Here is a 25163-nt window from a genome sequence, read left to right as displayed (position 1 = left end):
AGTGTTCTTAGAGCCTCTTTTTTATATTCAAAGCAATCAAAGGAAATTAAGGTAAATCTACAGTTTTATTGTGATCTAAAAATAGGCAACCATTTACGGTCGTTTCAAAAATAAAACGATCTGTTATATTTTTTGGTCTACTAATAAAAAATAAGCCGTTATACACTACATTCAATCCAAGATAACACCCAAAGAAAGAGGAATAACAACATGAGTAACTTTTTAAACAGCATCAAAGCTCGTCGTACGATTTATGCAATTGGCAAAAACGTGACAGTAGATCAAGCGAAAATTGAAGAAACGATTCGCGAAGCAGTAAAACAAAGCCCTTCAGCATTTAACTCACAAACATCTCGAGTTGTGACGCTTTATGGTGAATCACATACAAATTTCTGGAACATCGTTCGTGAGACTTTACGTAAAATCGTACCAGCTGAAGCATTTGAAGGCACAAATCAAAAAATTGATAGCTTCTCAGCAGGTTTCGGGACTGCATTATTTTATGAAGATCAAGATGTTGTAAAAGGTTTACAAGAACAGTTTGCTTTATATGCTGATAATTTCCCAGTATGGTCTGAACATTCAAGTGCGATTGCTCAGTTTGCAACTTGGACGGCGCTTTCTGAAATTGGTATCGGTGCATCATTACAGCACTATAATCCGATTGTAGATGCGGAAGTTGCTGAGACTTATGATATTCCTGCAAATTGGAAATTACGTGCTCAGTTAGTATTTGGTTCAATTGAAGCGCCAGCAGGCGATAAACCATTTATGGATGACGCTGCACGTTTCAAAACTTTTAACTAAGTTTTCAAGATTATAAAAAAAAGAGCACTTTCAAGTGCTCTTTTTTGTTTTGAAGTAATGGGTTCGTCTAAAGTTCTATTTTTTATATCACCAAAAAAGATGTATATCTAATAAAAGCCGAATTGTAAGCACGGTCGGTTTGGTTTATTGTCATAAAATAGTCACAATCTCGTAGCATAGTGCATACGGTTTCATAAATAGTTTATATCGAGAAGAGTCTAATGTCTTTAAGAGTTGGTGTTGCTGCTTTAGGTTTATTTTTAAGTGGTTCAGTTTTTTCAGCAGTTACAATCACTGCACCAGAAGAAATTGTCATTCTTGCTGTAAACGGTCAAGAAGTAAATAATGGTCTTCTCGCATCAAAAAAGAATAACTATCAAGTTGATCCTGGTAATTTGACGGTCAATGTACGCTATCGTGAATATTTTGAGCATTTAAATGGTGAGCATGACATCGTTAAATCTGGCGTTGTAACTTTACAAGCTACAGAACTTAAGGATAACCAGTCTTATGTACTTGGATTAGTGAATGCGCCTAAAAGTTTTGAAGCTGCAAAGAAATACGCTGAACAACCAACAGTTGCTTTGTATGATCAAAACAAAAAATTAGTTGTGCAGCAAACAGGTGCGAATAATGAAGCTCAACCATGGTTCACTGGTAGTAATTTAATTAGTCGTACTCTAGATTTAACTAGTAAGAATAAAAATAATGCAGTAAATCAACCAGCACCAGTTTATGGTGCAGCAGCAACTAATCAAGTTATCGAAGCACCGATTGCAACTGTTGCGAGTACAAATTCGATCAAATCCACAGATCAGCAATTGGTTGATTTGTGGCAGAAAGCCTCTAAAGCTGAACGACAAAAGTTTATGGCTTGGTTAGCAGGTCAAACTAATTAACTTTTTAGTATCTGTTTAAAAAACCGATGTTATCATCGGTTTTTTATTGGCTCATGATTATTAAAATGTATTTAGATATAAGAAAAGCAAGAGTTGAAGATATAGATCGTTTGGTTGAAGTAATTAATGTGGCTTATCGAAATCAATTTGGTCGAAGTTGGACAACAGAAAAAGACTACGTAAAGGGTGCACGTATATCTAAGCAGCAATTAATTTCTGATCTTAACAATAAAAATTTTGAGTTGTATATAGCCCAATTTGAAGAAAAAATAATTGCTTGCATTGGACTGACCCTTATGTGTGAATTTGTAGAAATAGGGACATTTGCAATTGATCCTGATCTACAAAATTTAGGCATAGGGCATCGAATGTTGAGTTTTGCTGAAAAATATATACGTGACACTTATACCGATGTTTTGAATATTAATCTTTATGTACTTAGTGTACGTAAAGAACTTATTGAATATTATGAACGTAGAGGATTTAATCGCACTGGTGTTGTTGATGATTATCCAATAACTGCGGAGGTAGGAATACCATCAGTCCCAGTAAGTCTAGTTGAAATGACTAAAAGAATTAGGTGATTGGTTTGTGTATGTAAAGTAATTTAATTGTAATTACGTTATGTGAAAAAAGAGGAAGTATGAACTTCCTCTTTTAATATTGATTAGTTAATTACCTAACCAAATAAAATATCCCAAAAGCATTAAAGGCCATGCGATAAAAGGGCTAAATAACCATTTCCATAACCAAAATCTAGGTACAAATCCTACACCATGAATAAAACCACCTGAAATCCCAATCATGACTAACATGAGTATGCTGTGATTATAGTGACCATTTTCATCTAGCATGAGTGCAGGATGGACTAATAAAATTGCAGCAAGAGGCAATGCCAACAAAAATGAAACGGTCATTGCAACAATTTGCGCTTTACTATTCTTTGGTGTTGACATCACTTGAGCCATTTTATTATTCCTCATCTAAGTCTTGGTGATGTTCAATATAGAGTGCACTAAGTACCCCAGCAAAACATGCCATCAAAACGCCTAGAATCCATGCAAAATACCACATTTCACATCTCCTGATTAATACAAACTATGAGAGTTTTCTTCAATATGTTTGTTGGTGATGACACCCCACATTTTGTAGTAAGACCAAGAGGTATAGATCAAAATGATAGGTACGAAAATACAAGCAGCTACTGTCATCACACCCAGTGTTTTATGACTAGAAACAGCATCCCACATGGTTAAGCTTGATGTTGGATCAATACTTGACGGTAACAAGAATGGGAACAATGAAAAACCTGCTGTTAAAATTGCACCAACAATCATGAGGCTTGTACCTGTAAAACTAGCTGCTGCTTTATGTTTTGCTGCGCTAATAATGACCAGTAAGGCTCCAAGAATTGCTGCAATAGGTGCTGCCATCGTGATTGGGTAAGTTGAATAATTATTTAACCAACCATGATTGGCATTTGTAACTACATCTTTTGCAAGTGGGTTTAATGCCGCATTTGTATCTACTGCCACTGCATAACTATAGCCTGAGATATTTCCAAAGAATAACCATGCACCTGCAGCCAAAAAGCATACTAGGAATACAATTGCCATGATTTGAGTTGCTTTGGCTGAGCGATTATGGAGATCACCATCTGTGCGCAACATTAACCATGCGCCACCATGTGCAGACAGCATACTTAAACTCACCAAACCACAAATAAGTGCAAATGGATTCAATAATGCAAAGAAACTACCTGTATATTGAGAACGTAGAGTTTCATCTAGTGTGAATGGTACACCTAAGAATAAATTACCAAATGCAACGCCAAATACCAGAGCAGGAACAGCGCCACCAATACAAAGTCCCCAATCCCAAGAGTTACGCCATTGGGTATTTTCTAGCTTGGAGCGATAATCAAATCCAACTGGTCTAAGGAACAAGGCAAAAAGTACTAATAATAGAGCCCAATACATTCCTGAGAATGCAACTGCATATACCATCGGCCATGCAGCAAAGAGCGCACCACCTGCGGTAATAAACCAAACCTGATTGCCATCCCAGTGTGGCGCAATCGTATTGATCGCAGCACGACGTTCTGAATCAGTTTTTCCTACAAATGGCATTAATGCCATAGAGCCCATATCGAAACCATCGGTGAGGGCAAAGCCAATGAGTAGTACACCAACTAAAACCCACCAAATAATTTTTAGGAGTTCATATTCGATCATGATTGAGCCTCCTTAGTGTTTGCAGCTAGTTTCTCAAAGTGATATTTACCAGTATGCAAAGAACTTGGACCTAAACGTGCAAATTTGATCATTAAGTACATCTCGATAATGAGCAATACAGTATAGAAAGCAGCTAGGGCGATAATTGAACCCCATATATCACCAGCACTCACACTAGAAGCAGAAAGATGTGTAGGTAAGATTTCACCAATTGACCACGGTTGACGACCACCTTCTGCGACATACCAACCCGTTTGTGCTGCAATCCAAGGTAGTGGTAAAGCAAACAAGGCAAATTTAAGTAACCAAGGTTTATTCTCTGCATTACGTTTAGCCACAGCCCAAGTTGCAAGAATGAAGAGCAAGAGCATTAGGAAGCCTGAAGCAACCATTGCACGGAATGAGAAGAACAGTGCTGCTACGTTTGGAATAGTGTCTTTTGTTGCAGCCTGAATATGAGCTTCAGTTGCATCAACTACGTTTGGTGTATATTTTTTCAATAATAGACCGTAGCCAAGATCTTTTTGATTTTGCTCAAAAGACGCTAGCAATTCTGGAGAGCGATCACCAGCACGTAATTTTTCCAACTCGCTGTAAGCAACCATACCATTACGGATACGGACTTCATGTTCTTTCATGAGGTCATGTAAGCCTGTAACCTGTTTATCCGTAGAACGAGTCGCAATGATACCCATCACATACGGGATTTTAATTGCATAGTCTGTACGCATCTCTGCTTGGTTCGGGATACCAAATAGAGTGAAAGCAGCAGGTGCAGGTTCTGTATGCCATTCAGCCTCAATCGCTGCGAGTTTAGTTTTTTGAACGTCACCCAACTCATAGCCTGACTCATCACCAAGTAAGATGACTGAGAGTGTAGATGCTAGACCGAAGATCGCAGCAATAGCGAATGAACGACGTGCAAATGGTAAATCACGTTTCTTTAATAAGTAATAGCTTGAGATTGCCAATACAAAGATTGCGCCAGTGACATAACCAGCAGAAACAGTATGTACAAATTTTACTTGAGCAACTGGGTTGAAAATCAAAGCGCCGAAATCAACCAATTCCATACGCATGGTTTCGTAGTTAAACGCTGCACCAACAGGATTTTGCATCCAACCATTTGCGATCAGAATCCACAGCGCAGACATATTTGAACCGATCGCCACTAACCAAGTTACACCTAAATGCTGGACTTTAGATAAACGATCCCATCCAAAGAAAAACAGACCAATAAATGTAGATTCAAGAAAGAAAGCCATTAGGCCTTCGATGGCAAGTGGTGCACCAAAAATGTCACCTACATAGTGAGAGTAATATGCCCAGTTCGTACCAAACTGAAACTCCATTGTTAAACCAGTGGTAACACCTAAGGCAAAGTTAATCCCGAAGAGTTTTCCCCAGAATTTGGTCATATCTTTATAAATCTCTTTGCCTGAAATCACATATGTGGTTTCCATAATGGCAAGAATAAACGCAAGACCTAAAGTTAGAGGGACGAAAAGAAAGTGATACATTGCGGTCATTGCGAATTGGAACCGCGAAAGATCGACCACGCTTTCAGAAATCATCAACGTGTCTCCTGATTGTTGGACATGTCGCCAGCAATACGCTCAGCGACTTCATTGTTAAAATCTTTGGGAATTGTTGGGGCATCAAACCAGATGTTTTTAATCACAAGCAAAATCACAACTTTAATAATAAGAATGATTGTGATTTCACGGATTAATTTCCGATTAGGATCTTGAGAACTCGTGTTCATAGAACTTAGCCTCATATTTAAAAGATATAAAACATTATTAAATAAAATTTATTAAAAATAAACCTTTAGAATAGTTTAAATAAAAATAAACAATAAAAATTATCAAAAACAAATATTTATGTGTATTGTTGATTAATTTTAATTCTAATTATTATCCAACTAAATTAATTGGTTTTTATTATTTTAAACTTGATTAAAACAGTTGTGATTTAATAATATTATTCCGATTAAAAAGGTTTGATTTAATGTGAATTAATTTAATCTAAAACCAAGTAAAACAGTATGATAATAAAATATCTAGTATTTACATATGCTTATAAAGTCACTTACATAAATAAATAAAATTAATGATTAAACAGTACTAAAACCTAGTGTAATTGTAGAGTTTATTGTTGAAATTGTGATGCAATTCGCTATATGCGCTTTTAGCTAAAGTAGAGTGATAGGAGGGCTGATCTAAATGACAAATATTGTTACTCTTTTTGTAACTGTTTGTAATTTTTGATCGTTTGGTGAGCGTTTTGCTTTTGATAAGAATGAAAAATTAATCAGGCGTAAAAAGTTTGTTCGAAATAGATATTTTTTTTGCCAAATAATGAGAGTTGGATCTTCGGCTAATGAGTAGAACCTGAGACTGTAACTCCAGTTCACCGTATTCTGGCTCAACCTGAACATAATAAAGTTGTCCAAATTCATCTCTTACACGCGCTTGTGCTGAAAAACCAGGACGCGCGTTCCCTGTTGAAATGGTTGCTAAGCGACCAACAAGATTTGAATGAGTGTGGGTAACCTTGGGTTTAATGACCTGATCCAGACAGTGAATCATAAAAACGGTAAAGAATATGTCGATGACTAAAGCTGGAATGAATAAATAGTAAGGTGAAATAAAATAGTGTTGAAGTGCAAAAAAGGATAGTTCAAGAAAGTAGCCGGCAAAACTAAAGTTAATCAGTAAGAACACGACGATTAAATATTTTGAGAATTTAACATCTAAAAGAGGTGAGTTCAGTAACCATTCTGGTGTTAGTTTCTTAACTAAAGAACTTGGACGTAAACCTACAAAAATCCCAATAGTTTCCGCTATGCTGAGAAAAATCAAAGCCACAACACTCATGTGAAATGGCATCAGATAATAATTTAGAAAAAACTCAGTCATAGCAGAAGTCTTATAGCGTATTAATCAATATAAATACCACCATCAGAGTGGACTTCCAAATTTACCTTCTGAAGATGTTCACCTAGGCATGGACCTGAAATACATTCGCCAGTTTCAACTGAAAATAAAGCTCCATGGGTTGAGCATTGAATGTATTCACGATCTTGATCCAAGAATTGATTTTCTAAGTATTCCAGTTCAGTTTGTAAGTGAGGACAAATGTTTTGATATGCATAAAAACTTCCATCTTTTTGTGTAATAAAAATGGTTGTTCCCTTCATGGTGTCAAATGTACGTGACTCACGTTCTGGGACTTCCTCAGTCATGCAAATTTTTTCCATCTTAAGCACATTCCTGTTGAGCATTTTTAAATTGTTCAAAAAGTTTAGCGTAGTTTTCTACACTTAAACGAGGACCAAATTGAGCGACAACTTCACTTGATATCAAGATTGCGAGCTGTGCAGCTGCATCCAGTGAAAGTCCAGCGTTAATTGCATATAAAAACGCACCCGCAAAGGCATCACCAGCACCATTTGTGTCTACAGCATTCACATGGCGACCTGCAACATGAAATTGATTTGCAGGATCAATAATGACTGCGCCATTTGCCCCTTGAGTAATCACGATATGTTGGTTGTTAGATTTTAAAACCTCAATTGCTGCATCGAGCGTTTCAGTATTCGTGAACATAAGTGCTTCTTGTTCATTACAGAATAATAAATCTACACCATCATCCATTAACTCTTCGAGACCTTGACGTGCATATTGCACCATCGCAGGATCTGAAAGAGAAAGGGCGATTTTAACACCATGTTCTTTAGCAAGAGCACGAGCTTGTTTGACAGCAGCTCTTGCTGTGTCGCTCGTAGATAAATAACCTTCGATATATAGCCATTTAGCAGTTTTTAATGGTTCGAAATCTATTTGCTCAGCAGTCAATTCTGCTGTGATGCCGAGAAAAGTGTGCATTGTACGTTCAGAATCAGGGCTAATCAGTACCATACAGGTACCTGTAACACCGTTGCTGATTGATTTGCTCGTTGTGCTAATCCCAGCTTCATTTAGTCCATTCAAATAAATAGAACCTAATTCATCGTTACCTACACGGCAGCCATAAAAAGCTGAACCACCTAATGCACTGAAAGCTACAGTTGTATTTGCTGCAGAACCACCACTTGCCTGACCTTTATAAGTTTGCGTTTTTTGTAGCTGTTGAAAAAGAGCTGTTTGTGTTTCACCATCGGTCAACTGCATCGTACCTTTTTGTAAAGCATGTTCTGTTAAGAACTCATACGAAACTTTAAATTCTTGGTCAATGAGTGCATTACCAATTGAAAAAAGATCAACAGTTGCCATGTTTGTCATCACAGTTAAAAATCAAAACATAAAGTTTACACGAATGCTCAAGATTACAGTAGTTTGTTGAAGAAAATTCACTTCTTTTAAGGTGAGCTTTCCATGCTTATTATTTTTAATGTTCAAGGACTGGAATTAAAAAATATCAGACATCAATTTTGTGTCACTCGCTGCATTTTTCTACAAAAACATAGTAATTTACATGGATATCTGTAGGGATTGTTCGGTAGACTCAGTATCATAAATTGTAATCATTTTATTAGATAATTGGAGAACTCATGACTGTCGATGTTTCTGAAAGCATTAATCAAACTATTCATCCTGCGTTTCAGCTATTACGTCAACACCATGTAGAAGCACTTGATATTCAAGTATCTGAATATAAACACAAAGTGACAGGCGCAATTCATTACCATTTGGCGACTTCTCACGACGAAAATGTCTTTTTAGTTGCGTTTAGAACTCAGCCAATGGATTCCAAAGGCGCTGCACATATTCTTGAACATACTGCATTATGTGGTTCAGAAAAATTTCCTGTACGTGACCCATTCTTTTTAATGATCCGTCGCTCATTAAATACATTTATGAATGCATTTACAGCCGCAGATTGGACAGCATATCCATTTGCCACTCAGAATAAAAAGGATTTCCAAAACTTATTGTCTGTTTATTTGGATGCTACATTTGCTGCAAATTTAAATCCTTTAGATTTTGCGCAAGAGGGTATTCGTATTGAGTTGGAAAATGATCAGGCAGTTTACAAAGGTGTAGTTTTTAATGAAATGAAAGGTGCAATGAGCTCACCTACAGATCAACTTTACCATCAACTAGCTCATCATTTATTCCCTGAAACTACCTATCATTACAACTCTGGTGGTGATCCAAAGGATATTCCTGATCTGACGTATGATCAGTTGGTTGATTTCTACAAAACTCATTATCACCCAAGTAATGCTGTATTTATGACCTTTGGTAATCAAAGTGCTTATGATTTACAAGAGCAATTTGAAACTTTAGCGCTTCATAAGTTTTCTAAAGGTACAACTTTATATTCAAAACCAGAAAAGCGACTCACAGCTCCTCTTGAAGTGATTGAGAATTACGCGGTTGATAGTGAAGATTTGAAAGATAAAACTTATCATGTTTTATCTTGGTTATTGCCTGAAACAAGTGACATTAAATTACGTTTAGGTATGCGTTTGGTTGAAGGTATTCTTCTTGAAAATTCTGCTTCACCATTACGTCACTATTTGGAAACTTGCGGATATGCACAATCAACTGGTCCGTTGATGGGCGTTGATGATAGTAACTTTGAAATGACTTTCTATTGTGGGGTTCAAGGCTCAAATCCAGAGCACGCAAATGAATTCCGTGATGGTGTGTTAAAAGTTTTGAATGATGTTGCTGCCAAACCAGTTGATACGGATTTAGTCGACGCGATATTACATCAAATCGAGTTGCATCAACGTGAAATTAATGGCGATGGAACACCATACGGACTGAGCTTGATCTTAAATGGTTTAGGTAGCGTTATTCACCATAATGATCCTGTTCACGTTTGGGATGTTGATTCTGCGATAGAACAAGTCAAAGAAGAACTCAAAGATCCAATGTGGCTATCTAATCTAATTCAAACGCATTTGTTAGATAATCCACATCGTGTACAAATGACGCTGGTACCAGATGCCACTAAATCAAGCAAAGAGCAACAAGCTGAACAAGCACGTTTAGCTGAAATCACTGCAAATCTAAATGATGAACAGAAGATTGAGATACAAAAGCAAACTGAAGCTTTAAAGCAGCGTCAGGATACACCTGATGATTTAGATTTATTACCAAAAGTTGGTTTGGAAGATATTCCAGCAGAGTTGCAAATTGTACAAGGTCAATTACGTGAGATCATTTCAAATGGATTAGACACTCCATTGAATCTTTATCATGCTGGAACCAATGGTATTTACTATCAACAAGTTTTAATCAAAATCCCAAATGAAATTGTGCAATCGCCATATTTTAATTTGCTTTCAATTTTGATGGGCGAGGTTGGTGCAGGAGAATATGATTATTTAGAACTTCAACAAATTCAAACAGCCGTCAGTGGAGGTTTGGGTATGGGAGCTTCATTACGAAGCAAAGTTGATGATAAAGATCGTATCAGCGCATGGTTAACTTTAACGACCAAATCACTTACTCAAAAATTAGATGCGATTCAATTGTTGAAGTTAGCATTTGAGAAACTAAGATTTGATGAAAAAGATCGAATCATAGAGCTGTTACAACAACGTAAAACTCGCTGGCAGTCTCGTTTATCAGGATCTGGCCATAGTTATGCTATGCAGACTGCTTCACGTCAAATGAGTGCATTGGCACGTCGTGATTATCATAATACGGGTTTAGGTGCATTAAACTGGTTAAGTGATTTAGTGGCTAAAATCGATAATGATGAAGCAGCTTATCAGGCATTAATTGATGAGCTTAAGGCGATTCACCGAAAGCTTTTACAAGCACCAAAACAGTTTTTATTGGTTTGTGAAGAACATCATTCAGATCGTTTAGTGGAAGAAATCCAAAATGTCTGGGATAAGTTAGATGTCAGCAAAGAACCCGTAACATTAACCTCTCTGGACCACGTAGATACAAATTATGATGAAGCTTGGTTAATTCAGTCAAATGTTCAGTTCTGTGCATCCGCTTATCAAGCTGTAGATGTTGCACATGTTGATGCGGCTCCACTTATGGTATTAGCGGCATATTTACGTAATGGCTATTTGCATAGTGCTATTCGTGAAAAAGGTGGGGCGTATGGTGGTGGAGCAAGCTATGATGGTAATGCCTGTGCTTTCCGTTTCTATAGCTATCGTGATCCGCGTTTAGCAGAAACCTTTAGTGATTTTGAAGCGAGTATCCAGTGGCTATTAAAAGCTGAACAAAAAGAACATCAACTTGAAGAAGCAATTCTTGGATTGGTGTCTGGTATGGATAAGCCTGGGTCACCAGCTGGAGAAGCAATAACGGCATGTTATGCATTACTACATGCACGTACACCAAAGTTCCGTAAACTTCTACGTGAACGATTATTGCATGTTACTTTAGCTGATTTACAAAGAGTTGCAAAAGAATATCTATTGGAGCAAAAACCTGTGAGAGCAGTAGTGGCTCCATTTGCTAAACGTGAGGAGTTACAAAACTTAGGTTTTGAAATTCAGCAAGTCAATTAAAAGAAAAAATTGGAGACCGCTATGACGTTCAAAAAAATTGAACGTGCTCAATTGGAGCTAAGTATACTCGCTATACTTTGTTCTTTTGCTGCATCAAACACCTTTGCACAAGTCGCAGAACCTGCCACTCCAGCTACTGTCGAAGCATGTGTTGCATTAAGCTCAAGTGCAGACCGCTTGGCTTGCTATGACAGCATATTTAAAGCTCCAACCGTCATTGAGCCGCAGGTTACAGAACCAATGGTAGCAGCTGCACCTCCCGTTAAATCAAAAGAGTTAGAAAAAAGCTCACCTGAAAGTTTAAAAGATAAAGTGGTTCAAAAAGTCAGTGATTTGAATCTGATTGGCGCTGCTCCGAAATTTGATCCAAATGTATCTTTACTAGATCGACGTTGGGAGTTATCTGAAGAGAGTAAACTGGGTGTTTGGAATATTCGTGCGTATCAGCCTGTTTATTTACTGCCAGTTTTTTGGACAAGTGATAAAAACGAATATCCAGAGAGTCCGAACCCAAATAACACAGTGACAGATAAGCAAAATTTGACTTCTTCTGAAGCTAAATTCCAGATTTCCTTAAAAACCAAAGCTTGGGAAAATATTTTCGGAAATAATGGTGATCTATGGTTGGGTTATACGCAATCATCACGCTGGCAAGTATACAACTCAGAGGAATCTCGTCCATTTCGAGAAACCAACTATGAGCCAGAAGCGAGTTTAATGTTTAGAACAAATTATGAACTTCTAGGGTTAAATGCACGCTTATTGGGTGTGACGCTGAATCACCAATCAAATGGTCGTTCAGATCCATTATCAAGAAGTTGGAATCGAGTTATCTTCAATCTTGGTTTTGAAAAAGATAATTTTGCTTTGATGCTACGTCCTTGGTATCGAATTGAAGAAGATGTTAAAGATGATAACAACCCTGATATTAAAGATTATATTGGGCGCGGAGATTTGACAGCTTTCTATCGACACAAGGAAAATGATTTTTCGCTCATGTTGCGCCATTCACTTAAGGGTGGTGATAAGTCACATGGGGCTGTGCAGTTTGATTGGGCATTTCCAATCAAAGGTAAGTTACGTGGTCATCTACAACTGTTTGATGGCTATGGTGAGAGCTTGATCGACTATAATCATCGAGCAACATATGTCGGACTAGGCGTTTCTTTGATGAACTGGTACTAAATGAGTTTAGACATTCCTGATCCATTATTGCAGCTTGAGGCAAATTGTGGGGTTTTTGCAGTATGGTTGATTCTAAAGCAATATCAATCAAATATTGATATTGCTGAGCTTATTCAATTATGTCGGCATGATTACAACGAAGGAACCTTTACAATTGCTTTGGCTGTGGCATTGAAAAAGTTAGGATTTGAAGTCTCATTCTATACCGCTCCTGACCCTGATATTGATGAAATTGAAAAGCAAATTTACTTAGAGGCGAAGCAACTTCAGATCCCAATTAGACCTGCTTTGATGTATGAGGAGATTCAGCAAGCCTATGAAGATGGCAAATTCGTTATTGTGTTTTATGACACATTAGATGGGGCGGGAAATCAGTCGTTGATCTATTCTATTGATGAGCAAGAAATTAGTTTTTGTGATCATTTTGAGGTTATGTCAAAGGCTGTATTCGAGCAACAATACCAAGCTGATGAAATTTGTCAGCAAGCTATCGTGGTCGAGCAGCCTTTAAACTTCTATCCAATCTGAATATTTGCATTTGCATGTTTCAAGCGGCTCTTTTTAGGTGTTGCTATGAGATATGCAAGGGTGAGTGGACCTAGTCGTCCCGTATACATAAGCAAGCTTAATACAAATAAACTACCGTCATTTAATTCGCCTGTCACACCACGAGAAAGTCCAACCGTACAAGCAGCTGAGACGACTTCAAACATCAAATCTAAAACATCTAATTTTGGTTCAAGCAGAAAAAGCGTAAAACATCCGATAAATACTAACATGCCTGTAATCGCAGCTACGGCTAAAGCTTTATAGGTCGTTTCATGAGAAACTGAGTGATTAAAAATACGAATTTCTTCGTTACGCCGTAAAAATGAAACAACAGTAAGTAATAAGATCACAAATGTTCCAACTTTTATACCGCCTGCCGTACTTAAAGAACCACCACCAATAAACATCAATAGCATAGTAAGTAGCGCGGTACTATGCTCCATTGCACTGGTATCGATGGTATTAAAACCTGATGAACGAGGAACAGTAGCCTGAAACCAAGAGTTCATCGCTTGTTCACCTAATGTCATTGGACCAAGTGTTAATGGGTTATTTGATTCTAAAAGCCAAATAAGAATAAAAGCGATAAGATTTAAAATAAGGATAGTGCTTAGTATAAGTTTGCTATTCGGTGTTAATTTACTCCATTTCTTATTCTGTTTTACATCAATTAGTACTAGAAAGCCGATACCACCCAGCGTATAAAGCATACTAATGGTTAAGCAGATCAAATAATGACTTTGAAAGTTGATTAAACTATTGTCAAATAAAGAAAAGCCTGCATTGTTGAAAGCTGAAATACTGTAGAAAATCGAATAATACAATCCTCGCCCGACACCATACATTGGAATAAATGATGTACTCAGGATGATTACACCAATCAATTCAAATAATAAGGTATAAAGTACAACGCCTTTTGCTACGAATGTAACTTTAGATAAGCTTGTTTGCCCTAGGCTGTCTTGAGCCATCATTTGTTGTTTAAGACCTAATTTGGGTGCCAAACTGAGAGCAGCCAAAATCGCGAAGGTCATAAAACCTAAACCACCAGATTGAATCAATAATAAAATTATAACTTGTCCGAGATGGTTAAATGATTCATTTAAATTCACCACAGATAGACCAGTAATCGTGACCGCTGAAGTTGCAGTAAACAAAGCATCCATCCAGCTTAAGTTTCCTTTGTTTGCAATCGGAAGTTTAAGCAGTAATGTTCCAATAATGATAAAGCTTAAGAACCCAATCGCGAGCAATGTCGGTGGGCTAAGATTAAATATCTTTTGCGAATTTATTTTTATGGTCATTTAGAGGAAGCATCCCGATAATTTTTTTAGATGGGTGAGTAATCCTTCTAATATGAGTACGTCACCTGTTTGTAAGGTGAAACTAGAGTCGATTTCATAAATAATTTGTTCATCACGTTTAAGTAGTAAAAGTTTGATATGAGGTTCTTGTTTGAGAATGCCTGATAGATTTACCTTGTTTAGTTTCTCATGCACAGGCACTTTAATGATGTAATGATCATGATCGAGTGCCATGTAGCGGCTAACCATAGGATAGTTAAGCGCTTGTGCAACTCGAACACCCATGTCTTCTTCAGGATGAATAATTTTAGTAATATTTAAGTGAGAAAGAATTGTGTGATGAGCTTTGGTTTTAGCTTTTACTAAGATTTTTTCTACACCCAAATTTTTGAGGTTTAAAACACACAAAATACTTGCTTCAATATCTTCACCAATTGCAACAACAACGGCATCACAATTTTGAATATTCAATTCTTCTAGTACGTGCTCATCTGTAGCATCAGCAATAACGGCATGAGTGATTTGATCAGCCAAATTTTCCACATTGCGCTTGATCGTATCAATTCCAATAACATCATGATTCAATTTAGTGAGTTCTAATGCAACAGTCGCCCCAAAACTTCCTAAACCAATGACTGCAAACTGTGCCATAACAATCCTTAACTAAATGAAAAAAATATCTTTTTAACTATTTTAAGACGGAATAATTTGAGCGTGTGTAATCATTTGTGTGCAAAGAAAATCAACTTATAAAAATACAATATTCAAAATAAAACCGACATATTTGTCGGTTTTAAATCAGATCAGATTTACTTATTTGAGGAAACGTTTATATCCAATATTATCGCTAATTTCAGCATATGGATATGTGATTTGCTCTAAAGTTTCAATCAGACCATCTGGATTTTGTTTCGCATCAGTTGCCTCTAAACCAACCAAAACACGACCTTCAGCTGCACCATGATTACGATAATGGAATAAAGTGATGTTGTGGGTTGGGCCGAGACGCTCAAGGAAGGTTAATAGTGCTCCAGGTCGCTCAGGGAATTCAACACGGAATAGACGTTCATTTTCAATGTTAGCGTGTCCACCGATCAAATAACGGATGTGAAGTTTAGCTACTTCATCATCAGATAAATCATCTACTTCATATTGCTGTTTGAGCATTTCATGAATTTCATGGCGTTCAGTTTCACCACCTTTCAAGCTAATTCCGACAAACACTTGAGCTTGATTGCTATCACTTGCACGATAGTTGAACTCAGTAATGTTGCGTCCTTGCAATGAACGGCAGAAATTCAAAAAAGCACCTTTCTGTTCTGGAATCGTAACAGCGTAAATTGCTTCACGACGTTCACCGAGTTCGGTGCGCTCAGCAATATAGCGTAAGCGATCAAAGTTCATGTTCGCGCCACACACAATTGAAACCATGTTCTTATTATTTAATTGGTGTTCAGCTACATACTTTTTGATACCAGCTAATGCCATTGCACCAGATGGTTCAACAATACTACGGTTTTCATCAAAAGTATCTTTAATGGCAGCGCAAATTTCATCTGTATTTACTGTCACGATATCAGGTTCTACGATAGGTCCTGAATTATCAGATTTGCGTAGACGAACCATTTCGAAAGGTAATTCGCCTATTTGTGCTACTGCTGTACCATCCGCAAATAAGCCAACATGAGGTAGAATTACACGTTCATTTGATTCTAGTGCTGCTTTTAAACAAGCTGATTCTTCGTATTCAACACCAACAACTTTAACATGTGGTGCAACTTCACCTAGATATGCTGCAACTCCAGCAATCAAGCCACCACCACCAACAGCAACAAAAACATATTCAACATCACGCCATTGACGCAATATTTCATTTGCTATGGTTCCTTGACCTGCAATGACCAATTCATCATCGTAAGGTGGAATGAAAACTAAACCTTCATCTTCTGCGCGTTGTTTGGCATATTTGTTCGCAACATCAAAGCTATCGCCGTGTAAAACGACCTGACCACCAAGATTTTTTACAGCCTGAACTTTAATATCAGGTGTTGTACTAGGCATAACAATGATCGCATGAATCCCTAGTTTTTTTCCTGACAGAGCAACACCTTGAGCATGATTACCCGCAGATGCGCAGATAACACCACGATCCAATTGATCTTTTGGTAATTGACTAATTCTGTTATAAGCACCGCGTAATTTGAAAGAGAATACAGGCTGTAAATCTTCACGTTTAAATCGAATATTATTATTAATTTTTTGACTAATTCGTGGAGCTGCTTCAAGCGGTGTTTCAATCGCAACATCATAAACCGTTGCTTGTAAAATTTGTCGTACCACACGAGACAGCATGTTCATCTTCCCTATAACAGTTTAAAATAGTCAGTCATTGTAGCAAACCCCTGTGCATTTGCGCTGTTTTCTTGCAGCAAATGTCAAAATAGTTGAGTGAAGTCATGAGTCTATATGCAACCCAAGATGAAAAAAAACAAGCTGCGGCAAAAGCAGCTTTAAAGCATTTGCCTAAAGGCGGCATTTTGGGCGTAGGAACAGGAAGTACCGTTAATTTTTTAATTGATTTATTACCTGAATTGCAATTAGAAGCTGCAGTTGCGAGTTCAAATGCGACAGCAGAGCGCTTAAAAAAACTTGGCATCGAAGTTGTAGATATGAATTCAGTAGGTGGTCTAGATGCTTATGTTGATGGTGCAGATGAAATTGATCGTCATATGCACATGATCAAAGGTGGCGGTGCTGCTTTAACTCGTGAGAAAATTGTTGCTTCAATTGCGAAAAAATTTGTATGTATTGTTGATGACTCAAAGTGGGTTGAGCAATTAGGTCGTGATTTTCCTTTACCTGTTGAAGTCATTCCGATGGCGCGATCAGCTGTTGCACGTAAAATTGTAGCTTTAGGCGGTGATCCTGTTTATCGTGAAGGTGTTGTGACAGATAACGGAAACGTAATTTTGGATGTTTATAACTTAAATATTTTAAATGCGATTGAGTTAGAGAAAGCACTCAATAATATTCCTGGTGTTGTTACAAATGGAATTTTTGCTTTAAATGCAGCTTCTATTGCAATCGTAGCTACCAATAATGGTATCGAAGAACGTACTGCACAATAATAATGCAATCTGTAAAATCAGACGAGAAACTACCAGAAATTAAAATGGTTCGACACGCAAGAGCTAAGAATTTACGCCTGCGTGTGTATCCAACTGGAATTCGTCTGACCGTGCCTTTATTTTGTTCACAGCGACAAATTCAGATGTTTCTCAATCAATCAGAACAATGGTTGATTGAGACATGGGAAAAACAACAAAAGCAAAATCCCAAGTATTCAGAATTTCCTGAACACTTACAATTGTTTTATCATTCAAAACCATTTTCTGTAATTCAACAATCTCAACGTATGATTTTTAAATTTGATTGGGAAAATAACATATTGCATGTTAAAAATGATCAGATTGAAAGAGCACTACAATCTGCTGTTTTATCTTACAGTAAAGAATTTTTACCCATATTCCTAAATGAGATCAGTAGAGAAATTGGGTTGAGTTTTAGGGACTGTTCAATTCGAAAACCAAAAACACGATGGGGTAGTTGTAGTTCGCAGCATGACATCATGCTAAATGCGGGTCTAGTACTTATGCCTGAATATTTAGTTCGATCTGTATGTATACATGAATTGGTTCATACGGTTCACTTTGACCATAGTGCAGTTTTTTGGGCTGAAGTTGAAAAACATGACCCAAATTATTTGGAGAACCGCAGGCAACTGAAAAATAATCAATTACCTGCGTGGTGGTATGTTAAATAAACTTACATTCAAGTTGTGTTTTTGATAATTGATCAGGTGCCTTTCGCACATCTAAACCATAACTAGCACTTTGAACTTGATTTTCCTTAATTTTTACTTGAAGGAAAGCATATTCTAATGAAACATTATTTGGTTCAGTTGAGCTACTATTTAGAATATATTCTCTTGTCGTTTTGTTGACTTGTAAAAGATTATCTGTACTGTCTGCATCAAGTACTGAACGATAAATTTGAGTTCCTTTGATAAGTTCAACCGCACCATTAGCACGTATATTGAGTGTGCAGTTATTCGTATTGTCTTTATAACTACCAATTAAATATTCAATAGATGGCAAGTTGGGGTTTAGATTGTTAACGCCAGTTATTCCTTGTTTGCAGGCAAATAATGACCCATTACAAGTCTCAGTACTATCTATGAAACCAACAGCTCGGCGATAGTCTCCAGCACCAGACACTCTGAATACTTGTGAGGAGTTAAATCTAGGTTCCTCACCAGCATACAATTTATCCTCTAATTGACGATAGCCATCAGGATTAACAGTCGCTTGTTGGTAATTGTTTGCAAGTTTCAAAACCGCTTGTTTTAAAGAAGATGCGAATAAATTTCTGGTGTTCTCTTGATTCTTGGCAATATCAATAAGATTGTTTTTTGCAGGATCAACATTATCGGGTGGGGTTACCACTAATGTTTTTAAGACACTATTGTCACCGCGAATAAGTTTTGCATCCAAAAAGCCATCTTTTAAATCCAGTGCAATGTTTTTTGTAAATTCATCATATGAGTTTGTTGGATATACATTCGCCCATTGTTGAATATAACCAAAACTAAAATAAGTGTTTATATATAGTGCAAGTCGAGAAATAATATCCTGTTGTGTGAACACATTAAGTTGGTTAGATGTATTTAAGTTAGGAAAGTCATTGCGGTGAAATGCTCTGAGAAGTGCTGTGTTTACATCTTGAGTGGCTAAAGATAAATGTAGCTCACTAATTTGAGTTGGATCTACTGTCTCATTTGGTAAATGACCAGACCGGATTAACGCACGCTGGTAGATAGCCTCAGAACTTGGATTGATGAAGATTGGTTGTGTTAAATTGCTAGTATCTACTTCGATCAATGCATGTTGTGTAATATTCAACGGTTTGTATAGACCACTTAGAAAATCAAAAACCAAAGAACTAGGTTTTGTTGATAATTCAATTCTATAAAGACGTTTAGTGTTTAAAACTGAAGGTAGTGTAACTGTAAGATTAGATGTCGTGCTCGCTTGTTGCTCTAAGACGAGTGTGTTGTCAAAGTTATCATATAACTTAACGACTACATCACGCATCTCAACCGGAACTTTGATATCGAAATTCTTTGGTTTAGGAACAGTCACTATAGGTGCTGGGTCATTTTTTGCTTCACTTTCACCACTACCACAACCAACCAAGGCTGTACTGATTAGTAAAGTGCTAACACCAAGACATAAAAATTGATTTAATCTTTGTTTTGTTCTCAAAGAAGGCATTCCAGCTCTCCAAAATTCTGCATCCATGAAAATTATTATTTCCGCTTGGGTTTTATTCTATGCGAATATCCTATTCATTCAATAGAAATTCATGATCAATGGTCGTTTGGTATCATTTTTTATAAATTAGATGCTTAAGTTTGACTTGTTCTGTGCAATTAAGCCATCCCATGACAATTATTTAATGATACTTGAATTTAGTTTTCTTATAGAAATCTTCATACGTGGTGCAGACTTATAGATTGAGAAATATGAGTCAAACTGCCATACTAGCCAACAAATTCAAGTATTGAGGTGCTGCACGTGATTTCTGTTGGTATTGTTGGGGGAACTGGATATACAGGCGTTGAATTATTACGTCTTTTATTAAGACATCCGCAAGCCCGAGTTGATGTTTTAACATCACGTACAGAAGCAGGAAAACGTGTAGCTGATATGTTTCCAAGTCTTCGTGGACACACTGAATTAGAGTTTTCTGATCTTGATCTAGATCGTCTCAAACAATGTGATGTTGTTTTTTTTGCAACGCCACACGGTGTAGCAATGCAACATGCTCAAGAATTGATTGATGCTGATACTAAAGTTATTGATCTAGCTGCGGACTTTCGTTTGCAAAATCTTGCTGAATTTGAAAAATGGTATGGCATGCAACACAGCTGTCCAACTGTTTTAACTGAATCGGTTTATGGTTTGACAGAGCTTAATCGTGAAAAAATCAAAAATGCGAGAGTAATTGGTAATCCAGGATGCTACCCGACAACAGTTCAATTGGGTTTGGCTCCGCTTCTAAAAAATGATACAACCCTTATCAATACTCAAAATATCATTATTGATGCGAAATCAGGTGTATCGGGTGCTGGACGAAAAGCAAGTCTTGGCATGATTTATAGTGAAAATGCAGATAACTTCAAAGCATATGGAGTTGCAGGTCACCGACATCATCCAGAGATAGTTGAAGCGCTTGAAAATGTTTCTGGGCAAAAAGGGCAATTCAATCAAATTTTATTTGTGCCACATTTAGTGCCGATGATTCGTGGCATGCTAAGCACTATATATGTAGATTTAACAGCGCAAGGTCAGAAGTTGGATATCCAAGCTCTGTATGAAGATTTTTATAAAAATGAAAGATTTGTTGATGTTATGCCTGCTAATAGTTCACCTGAAACTCGTAGCGTACGCGGAGCGAACGAATTACGTATCGCTTTATATCGTTTGCAAGAAAATAAGCTGATTATACTTGTCGCTCAAGATAACTTGGTTAAAGGTGCCGCTGGTCAAGCGATTCAAAATATGAACTTAATGTTTAATTTTGATGAAGCTGCTGGCTTAGAAGGTATTGGTTTATTACCATAAAAAACGGTTTTGTGCTTCACACACATTTAAATTTCGATTTAAATGTGTGTTTTGATGTAAGTCATAACGATAGAGATGATGATGGATAACGTTGATCCGACTATTTCACCAGATAGTTCCGCTAACAAAAATAACTTTCTCAAAACGAATTTACCTTTAGTGATTGCTGCTACAGTATTAATCGGTGGCAGTTTTATGCTTGGTTATACCGTAGGTCATCGTCAAGGATTAACAGTTGTTGGTTATGATGCAGATGCAGAGCAGTTAGTTGAAGTTGTACAAAAGCAAAAGACTGCTTTAGATTCTGTTAGCAAAAGCTTAAATGCAGCTGTTCAAGAAAGAGATATGGCTGTAGGAAATGCTGATGAGCTGTTTAAAGCGATAAATCAAGCAAATGCTGATAAAACTCAATTTGAAACAATGAATGCAATTTATCGTGAGACATTGAGACAGCGTGGCGGCGTTAGTTTAACAATTCAGAATCTAGCCGTTAAATCACTTCCTGAAAATGCTTATGAGTATCAAATTGATTTAATCCAAGTAAGTCCAAGCAAGCGTCGTGCTGTAGGTACAGTTGAGTTGCGATTGATTAAAGATACAGAAATACTTGTAGTGCCATTAGAAGACAAGAACTTTAATTTTGATGATTTTGAACGATTGACTGGCCGTTGGACAATGCCAAAAGGTTTTGTCCCTCAGTTTATTGAAGTAAGATTATCAAGTGGTGCTACACCTGTGATTAAGAGATTTAGTTGGCAGCGTGGTCAACCAGTAGATGTAAGCTCTGCATTTGTTTCTGAAATTCCACAAGCCGAAGCAAATGCCCAATAATTTAGTAGATCAAGTAACCAATATGCGAAGATATAAACGTCAGATGAGTTTAAGTGAAGTGAAAAGTTCTTTTCAGCAGTCAGGATTAATTGATTGGCACTTAGGTCCACGTTTGAGTGACTCGCATGAGGATCATGAAGGAGAGGTTGTTGTGCAAACAGCTCCTCCTGAATTAAAACGCCCACCTTTATACGCAGTTGTTTTGCTGAATGATGATTACACGCCAATGGACTTTGTCATTGAGATTTTACAAAGTTATTTTGGGATGGATTTTGATCAAGCGAGTCAAGTGATGTTGACCGTTCATTACGAAGGTAAAGGCACTGCGGGCGTATATCCAAGAGATATTGCTGAAACCAAGGCGAATCAGGTAAATAATTATGCTCGATCGCAGGGTCATCCATTACTTTGTCAAATTGAGCCAAAAGCATAATTTTCTATAAATTTAGAATTAAAAAATAGATTTGCTGTCAATTTAAACAGTTGATTGACTTTTATGCTGTTTGTAATTGAATTTTTACAACAATATGCTGTTTTGAATCTTGACCAAGATGCTCAACTAATGCTAACAGTAGATTATGAAGCAAAGAGTATAGTAGCCGCCAAATTTCATTGCGATTACAGCAGCTCAAGCGGATTAAATCCATAATTAGCTCTTTCATGAAAATTCATATATTTCGGAATGGAAGAGCCCAAGAGATAAGGGGGTTACATGCTCAGTCGTCAATTAGAAGTATCGTTACGTTTGGCTGTTAGCATGGCTCGTCAAAAGAGACATGAGTTTTTGACAGTTGAACATTTGTTGCTTGCCTTGCTAGATAATGACTCTGCCGTAAATGCTTTAAAAGCATGTGGTGCAGATATCGTTACTTTGCGTAAAGAATTAGAGGAATATGTAGAGCAACATACCCCAAAACTTGGTGATAATAACGAGCAAGCTCCTCATCCAACAGAGAGCTTTGATCGTATTCTACAAAGAGCGATTTTCCACGTGCAATCGAGTGGTGGTGATCGCACTGTAGAAGGCGCTGATGTACTCGTTGCGATGTATTCTGAACGAGACTCTTTTGCCGTCTATTTATTAAAACGCCATCAAATCAATCGTCTTACTTTAACTCAGTACTTGTCTCATGGAACTCGCAAAGATGAGATTCAAGTTGAAGAAGAAGTGGAAGATATTGAAGGTGAAAATGCAGCCTCTGCGAATGCTGGCCCTTTAGAACAATATACGCTTAATCTTAATATTGAAGCACAAAAGGGTAAAACAGATCCATTAATTGGGCGTGAGAAGGAAATTGAGCGCGCTGCACAAATTTTATGCCGTCGCCGTAAAAACAATCCGCTGTTAGTTGGTGATCCAGGTGTTGGTAAAACATCTATTGCAGAAGGTTTGGCATGGTTGATTGTGAATGGTAAAGCACCAAAACCGCTTGCTAACGCTGAAGTTTATAGCTTAGACATCGGTGCTTTGGTTGCAGGTACAAAGTATCGTGGTGACTTTGAAAAACGTTTAAAACAATTGTTAAATGCTTTGAAAAAGAATCCGAACGCGATTTTATTCATTGATGAAATTCATATGATTATTGGTGCAGGCTCAAGTATGGGTAGCACTATGGATGCATCGAACTTAATCAAACCAGCTTTGGCAAATGGTAGTTTACGTTGTATTGGTTCAACTACTTTCCAAGAATACCGTCAAGTATTTGAAAAAGATCATGCATTATCACGTCGATTCCAAAAAATTGATGTGAATGAGCCGAGTGTGGGTGAAACAATCGAAATACTTCGTGGCTTAAAAAGTAAGTTTGAGGATTTCCATCATGTTGAATACGAAGACAAAGCACTTGTTGCAGCAGTAGAGTTGTCAGCTAAGTTTATTCATGATCGTTTCTTACCAGACAAAGCAATTGACGTAATTGATGAAGCTGGTGCTCAACGTCGTCTTAAAGCTGAAGCTGATGGATCAATGATTTCAGTAGAAAACATTGAAGATATTGTTTCTAAGATTGCGCGTATCCCACCTAAGACTGTTTCTAAAGATGATAAGACTGTTTTAGAGAACTTAGAGCGAGATCTAAAACGCGTTGTATTTGGTCAAGATGAGGCGATTACAGCACTTGCTTCAGCAATTAAATTGTCGCGCGCAGGTTTAAAAGCACCTGATAAACCTGTCGGTAGTTTTGTATTTGCTGGGCCTACAGGTGTAGGTAAAACAGAGGTCACTAAACAACTTGCTAAATTACTAGGTGTTGAGTTAGTACGCTTTGATATGTCTGAATATATGGAGCGTCATGCTGTGTCGCGTTTGATCGGTGCGCCTCCAGGTTATGTTGGTTATGATCAAGGTGGTTTATTGACTGATGCGATTCATAAAAATCCACATTGTGTACTGTTGCTTGACGAAATTGAGAAAGCACATCCAGATGTATTCAACTTGTTATTACAAGTAATGGATCATGGGGCTTTAACAGATAACAATGGTCGTAAGTCTGATTTTAGAAACGTCATTATTGTACTCACGACTAATATCGGTGCAGAAAGTATTTCTCGCGCAAGTATCGGCTTTACAGAGCAAGATCACAGTGCAGACAACCAAGATGCAATGAAACGAGCATTTTCTCCTGAGTTCCGTAACCGTTTAGATGGTGTGATTCAGTTTAAAGCACTTCCTACGACTGTGATTGAATCAGTAGTTGATAAATTCTTAACTGAGTTACAAGCACAGTTGGATGAAAAGCAAGTTGTTCTTGATGTTGATCAAAGTGCACGAGATTGGTTGTCAACCAATGGTTATGACCGTCTCATGGGTGCTCGCCCAATGCAGCGTTTAATTCAAGAGCATCTGAAAAAGCCGCTTGCTGAGATGATCTTGTTCGGAGAGCTTGCTGAGCATGGTGGTAACGTTGCCGTTTCTGTGAAAACTGAAGATGGTAAAGATGTTGGTCTGAAACTAGAGGTATTTGAAGATCATATTAATCCGAGTGCTGAACCTGCTTAATGTTTGAATTATCATTTTCTATAACCCAAATACTCAAAGTGTTTGGGTTATTTTTCATTACAGCTATCGCTGAAATTTTAGGTTGCTATTTTCCATACTTGATTTTGAATCAAGGAAAGTCGCATTGGTTGTGGGTGCCAACAGCATTAAGTTTGGCGGTTTTTGTATGGCTGCT

Annotated in this window: 24 protein-coding genes and 1 pseudogene; 13 read left to right on the top strand and 12 right to left on the bottom strand. The window is 37.4% G+C overall.

Annotated features, from left to right (window positions below; all coding sequences use genetic code 11):
* Positions 1–210: 210 nt before the first annotated feature.
* The 3 genes from IRT38_RS11330 to IRT38_RS11320 all read left to right on the top strand — a co-directional run bounded on the left by IRT38_RS11330 (position 211) and on the right by IRT38_RS11320 (position 2290).
* Positions 211–807: a nitroreductase family protein gene (locus IRT38_RS11330; protein WP_004954154.1), complete on the top strand. Its 597-nt coding sequence runs from the start codon at positions 211–213 to the stop codon at positions 805–807.
* Positions 808–1028: 221 nt separating this feature from the next.
* Positions 1029–1706 (top strand): DUF2057 family protein, encoded by a 678-nt coding sequence (locus IRT38_RS11325; RefSeq protein WP_004911389.1) that lies wholly within the window; start codon positions 1029–1031, stop codon positions 1704–1706.
* Positions 1707–1759: 53 nt separating this feature from the next.
* Positions 1760–2290: a GNAT family N-acetyltransferase gene (locus IRT38_RS11320; protein WP_194597743.1), complete on the top strand. Its 531-nt coding sequence runs from the start codon at positions 1760–1762 to the stop codon at positions 2288–2290.
* Positions 2291–2377: 87 nt separating this feature from the next.
* On the opposite strand, the gene IRT38_RS11315 is transcribed toward IRT38_RS11320, so the two are convergent.
* From IRT38_RS11315 to IRT38_RS11280, 8 genes are all read right to left on the bottom strand, one after another.
* Positions 2378–2674, bottom strand: a complete 297-nt coding sequence (locus IRT38_RS11315; protein ID WP_004911382.1) for a cyd operon YbgE family protein — start codon at positions 2672–2674, stop codon at positions 2378–2380.
* 4 nt (positions 2675–2678) lie between these two features.
* Positions 2679–2780: a cytochrome bd-I oxidase subunit CydX gene (gene cydX / locus IRT38_RS11310; protein ID WP_004653762.1), complete on the bottom strand. Its 102-nt coding sequence runs from the start codon at positions 2778–2780 to the stop codon at positions 2679–2681.
* A gap of 14 nt (positions 2781–2794) precedes the next feature.
* Positions 2795–3940, bottom strand: a complete 1146-nt coding sequence (gene cydB, locus IRT38_RS11305; RefSeq protein WP_075696540.1) for a cytochrome d ubiquinol oxidase subunit II — start codon at positions 3938–3940, stop codon at positions 2795–2797.
* Positions 3937–5514 (bottom strand): cytochrome ubiquinol oxidase subunit I, encoded by a 1578-nt coding sequence (locus IRT38_RS11300; RefSeq protein WP_194597742.1) that lies wholly within the window; start codon positions 5512–5514, stop codon positions 3937–3939. Before IRT38_RS11300 ends, cydB begins: the two co-directional genes overlap by 4 nt.
* Positions 5514–5705: a cytochrome oxidase putative small subunit CydP gene (cydP, locus tag IRT38_RS11295; RefSeq protein WP_004911375.1), complete on the bottom strand. Its 192-nt coding sequence runs from the start codon at positions 5703–5705 to the stop codon at positions 5514–5516. Before cydP ends, IRT38_RS11300 begins: the two co-directional genes overlap by 1 nt.
* A 544-nt stretch (positions 5706–6249) precedes the next feature.
* Positions 6250–6861, bottom strand: a complete 612-nt coding sequence (locus tag IRT38_RS11290; RefSeq protein ID WP_075696538.1) for an OB-fold-containig protein — start codon at positions 6859–6861, stop codon at positions 6250–6252.
* A 20-nt stretch (positions 6862–6881) separates the two neighbouring features.
* Positions 6882–7187, bottom strand: coding sequence for a Rieske (2Fe-2S) protein (locus tag IRT38_RS11285; RefSeq protein ID WP_005402569.1), 306 nt, complete (start codon positions 7185–7187; stop codon positions 6882–6884).
* 16 nt (positions 7188–7203) lie between these two features.
* The gene (locus IRT38_RS11280; RefSeq protein WP_194597741.1) at positions 7204–8217 is read right to left on the bottom strand and encodes an adenosine kinase; all 1014 of its coding nucleotides are present in this window, start codon (positions 8215–8217) and stop codon (positions 7204–7206) included.
* Between the two features lie 278 nt (positions 8218–8495).
* Here IRT38_RS11280 and IRT38_RS11275 point away from each other — a divergent pair, with 278 nt between their 5' ends.
* Genes IRT38_RS11275 through IRT38_RS11265 form a run of 3 tightly spaced genes read left to right on the top strand, consistent with a single transcriptional unit; the run spans position 8496 to position 13148 of the window.
* Complete coding sequence (locus IRT38_RS11275; RefSeq protein WP_194597740.1) at positions 8496–11435, top strand: insulinase family protein; 2940 nt, start codon at positions 8496–8498, stop codon at positions 11433–11435.
* A 21-nt stretch (positions 11436–11456) separates the two neighbouring features.
* Positions 11457–12620, top strand: coding sequence for a phospholipase A (locus IRT38_RS11270; protein ID WP_194597739.1), 1164 nt, complete (start codon positions 11457–11459; stop codon positions 12618–12620).
* Positions 12621–13148 (top strand): cysteine peptidase family C39 domain-containing protein, encoded by a 528-nt coding sequence (locus tag IRT38_RS11265; RefSeq protein ID WP_194597738.1) that lies wholly within the window; start codon positions 12621–12623, stop codon positions 13146–13148.
* Here the strand turns inward: IRT38_RS11265 and IRT38_RS11260 are convergent.
* The 3 genes from IRT38_RS11260 to ilvA form a co-directional block, all read right to left on the bottom strand.
* Positions 13136–14473: a TrkH family potassium uptake protein gene (locus IRT38_RS11260; protein ID WP_194597737.1), complete on the bottom strand. Its 1338-nt coding sequence runs from the start codon at positions 14471–14473 to the stop codon at positions 13136–13138. The genes IRT38_RS11265 and IRT38_RS11260 overlap by 13 nt on opposite strands.
* Complete coding sequence (locus IRT38_RS11255) at positions 14474–15124, bottom strand: potassium channel family protein (RefSeq protein WP_004911349.1); 651 nt, start codon at positions 15122–15124, stop codon at positions 14474–14476.
* 162 nt (positions 15125–15286) lie between these two features.
* A complete protein-coding gene (gene ilvA, locus IRT38_RS11250; protein WP_171265899.1) occupies positions 15287–16831 on the bottom strand; it encodes a threonine ammonia-lyase, biosynthetic in 1545 nt (514 codons plus the stop codon).
* 98 nt (positions 16832–16929) lie between these two features.
* Here ilvA and rpiA point away from each other — a divergent pair, with 98 nt between their 5' ends.
* Both rpiA and IRT38_RS11240 read left to right on the top strand, forming a co-directional pair.
* Entirely contained in the window at positions 16930–17601 is a 672-nt protein-coding gene (gene rpiA, locus IRT38_RS11245) for a ribose-5-phosphate isomerase RpiA (RefSeq protein WP_004911344.1), read from the top strand.
* 2 nt (positions 17602–17603) lie between these two features.
* Entirely contained in the window at positions 17604–18296 is a 693-nt protein-coding gene (locus IRT38_RS11240; RefSeq protein ID WP_194597736.1) for a M48 family metallopeptidase, read from the top strand.
* On the opposite strand, the gene IRT38_RS11235 is transcribed toward IRT38_RS11240, so the two are convergent.
* Positions 18289–19806 (bottom strand): hypothetical protein, encoded by a 1518-nt coding sequence (locus IRT38_RS11235; protein WP_194597735.1) that lies wholly within the window; start codon positions 19804–19806, stop codon positions 18289–18291. The genes IRT38_RS11240 and IRT38_RS11235 overlap by 8 nt on opposite strands.
* A 297-nt stretch (positions 19807–20103) precedes the next feature.
* Between IRT38_RS11235 and argC the strand changes: the two genes are divergently transcribed.
* From argC to IRT38_RS11205, 5 genes and pseudogenes are all read left to right on the top strand, one after another.
* On the top strand, positions 20104–21159 hold the full coding sequence (gene argC, locus IRT38_RS11230; RefSeq protein WP_194597744.1) for an N-acetyl-gamma-glutamyl-phosphate reductase: 1056 nt from the start codon (positions 20104–20106) through the stop codon (positions 21157–21159).
* A gap of 81 nt (positions 21160–21240) precedes the next feature.
* Positions 21241–21990 carry a DUF6776 family protein gene (locus IRT38_RS11225; protein ID WP_004911333.1) on the top strand — a complete coding sequence of 250 codons (750 nt, stop codon included), beginning with the start codon at positions 21241–21243 and terminating at the stop codon, positions 21988–21990.
* A gap of 22 nt (positions 21991–22012) precedes the next feature.
* Positions 22013–22423, top strand: a complete 411-nt coding sequence (clpS, locus tag IRT38_RS11220; protein WP_005402579.1) for an ATP-dependent Clp protease adapter ClpS — start codon at positions 22013–22015, stop codon at positions 22421–22423.
* A gap of 279 nt (positions 22424–22702) precedes the next feature.
* A complete protein-coding gene (gene clpA, locus IRT38_RS11210; RefSeq protein WP_194597734.1) occupies positions 22703–24988 on the top strand; it encodes an ATP-dependent Clp protease ATP-binding subunit ClpA in 2286 nt (761 codons plus the stop codon).
* Positions 24988–25163: pseudogene (locus IRT38_RS11205) on the top strand (hypothetical protein); the annotation flags it as partial. The gene clpA and the pseudogene IRT38_RS11205, both read left to right, overlap by 1 nt.

Origin of the sequence: Acinetobacter sp. SK-43, from assembly GCF_015351505.1 — a bacterium.
GTDB classification, from domain to species: Bacteria; Pseudomonadota; Gammaproteobacteria; order Pseudomonadales; family Moraxellaceae; genus Acinetobacter; species Acinetobacter junii.
The sequence above is the reverse complement of the archived record's forward strand: the minus strand, read 5'-3'. Positions and strand labels throughout refer to the sequence as shown.